Raw genomic sequence first — 3,817 nt, 5'->3', positions numbered from 1 at the left:
CTTGTTTCTCAACAAGTTTTAATCAACATCACCGCCGATGGATATGCATTATAGGCGAAAAATTTCAGCACGCAAGGCCTTTTTTTAAATATTTCAGAAAAATCGACTTGATCGTATATTTTTCAAGCTAAGAAGTTATTTTTAGCGCAAAAAATAGCTTTTGCATAGCATTTTTACACATTCACACACTTTCGCGCTTCTTAAAATTCCCTCAAAAAAAGGCCAGCAATTGCCGACCTTGGAGTTTTCATGCCTTTAAGTATGCTTTAAAGCGCTAATTTGCCTGTTCTGCAAGCCATGACATAAATTTTTGACGTTCCTGCTTTGATGATTTTTGCCAAAGCTGAACCAGTTGCTGATCTGCAGCCACTGCCCGTGCAGCAGCATCAGTTCCTGACACAGAAGCAGTTTGCGCATAAACAGGTGCAGGCTGGTTCGCAGGCGCCGCCGTCTTGGTTTTAGTTAAATCGGCAGATGAATTGCCAAAAACACCTGTACTGAACCATGCTTTCTGCTCCCCCTTTGCGCCGGATTGCTTTACCAGCAGCTGCTTTTGCTGATCATAAAGCCCAATAATTGGCTGATCTTTATATTTTTGGGCAGCGTCAAAATCTTTGGGCGCATCAATTAGCGCCAAGCGGTAACTCTCGCCATCTTTCAATACCGGTGTTTTTACAGTCACAATGCCCGATCTTAAAATATCATGTGAATTATCGGCATGCTGAAAGAATTCCGTATAGCGGACGCTGATTGCATTCTCGCCGGCATCAAGCTTGTATTGCTGATTTGAGCGCAATAGCCCTGCACTGACTTCCTGATCATTGACAGCGACAATTTTGATTTCTTCCGGAGCAGTTACCGTAACTGCCGAAAAAGCAGCACTGCTGACCATCATTGCCGCAATTGCTGCAGTTAATCTTAAAGCCATTTATATCACTCTTATCGATTGTTAAAGTTTCATTGCACTATGCAATGCATTAATGACAATTTTATGACAGGCTGATTTTGAATAGCTTTTATTCAGCGCATCCGCTATCCGCATAGCGATTTTACGCCTTATACAAAAGAGGGCGCATTATGGCGCCCTCTTCACATCCACTGTAAAACCGATGAGCAACTAATTGAAGCTTTTGAAGCGCTCGGAATCCGCCATAAATGTTTTCTCTCCAGCCTGCGCCTCGATAGAGCCAAACACCAGCTGCGCGCGCAGTTTCCAGTGTGCAGGGATATCAAAAGCCTGCGCAGCTGCCGCGTCAATAACTGGATTGTAGTGCTGCAAAGATGCGCCAATATTTTTTTCAGCCAGCGCTGTCCATGCTGCGAACTGCGCTATGCCTGTTGAATGCTCAGACCAAGCCGGAAAGTGATCTGCATACAAGGCGAATTGCTCCTGCAGCGCTTTGACCACATCCTGATCTTCATAAAATAAAGCGGTGCCGTAGCCGGCTTCAAAGCTGCTGATTTTCGCGTCTGTATTGGCAAAAGCTTCTGCTGGAACCAGCTTGCGCAAAGCTTCACGGACCATATTCCAAAACTTGACATGTGATGCGCCATACAAAGTAACCACGCGTGAAGTTTGCGAGTTGAACGCTGAAGGACTAAAGCGGACCGCTTCCTGAATGGTTTGATCGATTGAACTTTGGTCAAGCTCTACGTTTCTGCCAATGGCATAAATGGTACGGCGTTGCTTAATTTGATCTAAAAATGACATATTAGAACCTCTTTTTGTTTTCAGCCAGATGAATGCGATGAAATCATCATATGCTATTTTCCCGGCGCCCACACGGGCAAAAGCATGACATTGCGTTTTATTTATAGAACAGTCATTTTGCTACCGATCATTATGAAAGAACGGCATTTTAATGCCGTTCTTCATTGCTGCTTAAGCATATATTCTGAATCTGTCCTGATCTTCAGGCTCTTCTTTTTCCTGCACAGGCCCTTCAATAGAGCCAAAGACCAGCTGCGCCCTCATCAGCCAGCTTTTATCAATGCCGAAATAGTCTGCGACCGCAGTGTCAACCGCAGGGTTATAATGCTGCAGGGAAGCGCCTAAGCCGGAATCCGCCAGCGAAGTCCAAACCGCAAACTGCGCCATGCCGGAAGTCTGTTCAGACCATACCGGGAAATCCGCTGCGCTGAACGGCACCTGTTTCTGAAGCTTATGGATGATGTCCTGATCTTCATAAAACAGTACCGTGCCAAAAGCATGGGCGCATTGATCCACTTTCATCTCCACGCCTTCAAAAACCGCGCTGGGCACATTCCTTTTCTGAATGCCTTTGACAATGTTCCAAAACTGCTGATGCGATTCACCGAACAGCACTACAATACGCGTACTTTGCGAATTGTAGGCAGATGGGCAGCTCCGCACAGACTCCTGAATCAGCTCGGCAATATAGGCCTGGCTGTAATGAACTTTTTTCCCCAATTCATAAATGCTGCGGCGCTTCTTCAGCTGGTCGACAAAAGTGATTTCAAACGGCGCATCCGCCTGCTTTTTTTTAAATTTGAAATCTTTGGTCAAATCCGCAGTCAAAACATGACCAATCTTATTTAATAACGCCACAACAGATTCCCTAAAGCCAACACTGGCTAAAACAGCAAATAATTTTCCTTATTCTAATAAACTTAAAGCAGGGAGTCTGAACTGTTAAGTTTTTACATGACGGTTTTTAAATCAACCAATGCGCCTAAAAACAACAAACTCCGCACTTGGCGGAGTTTGTGTGAGTTGTCCCGCACTATTGTTTTTCAGTCTCAAACAGCGCTGCAACAAATGACTTCGCAGAGAATGGGCGCAGGTCATCAATTTTTTCACCCACGCCGATAAAGCGGATCGGCACATGGGTGCGGCTGGCAATATTAAACAGCACGCCGCCTTTGGCTGTGCCGTCCAGCTTGGTAATGGTGATGCCAGTCAAGCCAACCGCCTCATCAAACACCTCAACCTGATTGATTGCATTTTGGCCTGTGCCCGCATCAACCACCAGCATCACTTCATGCGGCGCGGTTGCATCAATTTTCTGCATCACGCGCTTCACTTTGGTCAATTCCTGCATCAAGTTGCTCTTATTGTGCAGGCGGCCTGCCGTATCCGCAATTAAGACATCTACGCCTTTGGCTCGCGCGCTTTCAAAAGCATCAAAAATAACCGATGCGCTGTCTGCGCCATGGCCCTGCGCAACCACCGCAATATTATTGCGCTCACCCCAAATCTGCAGCTGCTCTGTGGCCGCTGCGCGGAAGGTATCGCCGGCAGCCAGCATGACTTTTTTGCCTTCGCCCTGCAGGCGTTTGGCCAGCTTGCCGATGGTTGTGGTTTTGCCCACGCCGTTCACGCCCACCACCAAAATCACATAAGGATTTTTGTTCGGATCGATATGCAGGGGTTTAACCCGCGGCGCCAGCAGCGCAACCAGTTCTTCCTGAAGCGCCTTATACAGCGAATGCGAGTAAATTAAGTCGCCGCGCGCAGTGCGCTCCGTCAAATTCGCAATAATGGTTTTAGTCGCTTCTACACCGATATCCGCAACCAAAAGCTGCTCTTCAACCTCTTCCAGCAGCTCATCATCAATTTCTTTGCCGCCGATGAGGATATTCACCATGCCGTCAGTAAAGTTTCTGCGGGTCTTGGTCAGCCCGTCTTTCATACGCCCGAAGAAACCGCCTTTAGCCGGGCTTTCTTCCGGCTGCGCTTCTGATGCTACAGGCTCAGAAACCGCGGTTTGCTCTTTTGGAGTTTCCACTATTGGCACATTTACCGCAGGTAAGCTCGGTAATGTGACATCATCATCTCCGATATCAGCATCAATCA

General features: G+C 47.0%; 4 protein-coding genes. All 4 read right to left on the bottom strand.

Annotated elements, in window-relative coordinates:
• Positions 1 to 274 precede the first annotated feature (274 nt).
• Positions 275 to 928, bottom strand: coding sequence for a DUF2057 family protein (locus RSA72_RS14115; protein ID WP_332633380.1), 654 nt, complete (start codon positions 926 to 928; stop codon positions 275 to 277).
• A 189-nt stretch (positions 929 to 1,117) separates the two neighbouring features.
• A complete protein-coding gene (locus tag RSA72_RS14110) occupies positions 1,118 to 1,711 on the bottom strand; it encodes a nitroreductase family protein (protein ID WP_332624585.1) in 594 nt (197 codons plus the stop codon).
• 171 nt (positions 1,712 to 1,882) lie between these two features.
• Entirely contained in the window at positions 1,883 to 2,569 is a 687-nt protein-coding gene (locus RSA72_RS14105; protein WP_332624584.1) for a nitroreductase family protein, read from the bottom strand.
• Between the two features lie 175 nt (positions 2,570 to 2,744).
• The gene (gene ftsY / locus RSA72_RS14100) at positions 2,745 to 3,815 is read right to left on the bottom strand and encodes a signal recognition particle-docking protein FtsY (RefSeq protein WP_332624583.1); all 1,071 of its coding nucleotides are present in this window, start codon (positions 3,813 to 3,815) and stop codon (positions 2,745 to 2,747) included.
• Positions 3,816 to 3,817 lie beyond the last annotated feature (2 nt).

The sequence above is a fragment of the Acinetobacter sp. genome, assembly GCF_036659555.1.
GTDB lineage: Bacteria > Pseudomonadota > Gammaproteobacteria > Pseudomonadales > Moraxellaceae > Acinetobacter.
The sequence above is the reverse complement of the archived record's forward strand: the minus strand, read 5'-3'. Positions and strand labels throughout refer to the sequence as shown.

Excerpts from the sequence above, each read along its gene's own strand:
- RSA72_RS14110 (WP_332624585.1), bottom strand. The coding sequence starts at position 1,711 with ATGTCATTTTTAGATCAAATTAAGCAACGCCGTACCATTTATGCCATT.
- RSA72_RS14115 (WP_332633380.1), bottom strand. The coding sequence starts at position 928 with ATGGCTTTAAGATTAACTGCAGCAATTGCGGCAATGATGGTCAGCAGT.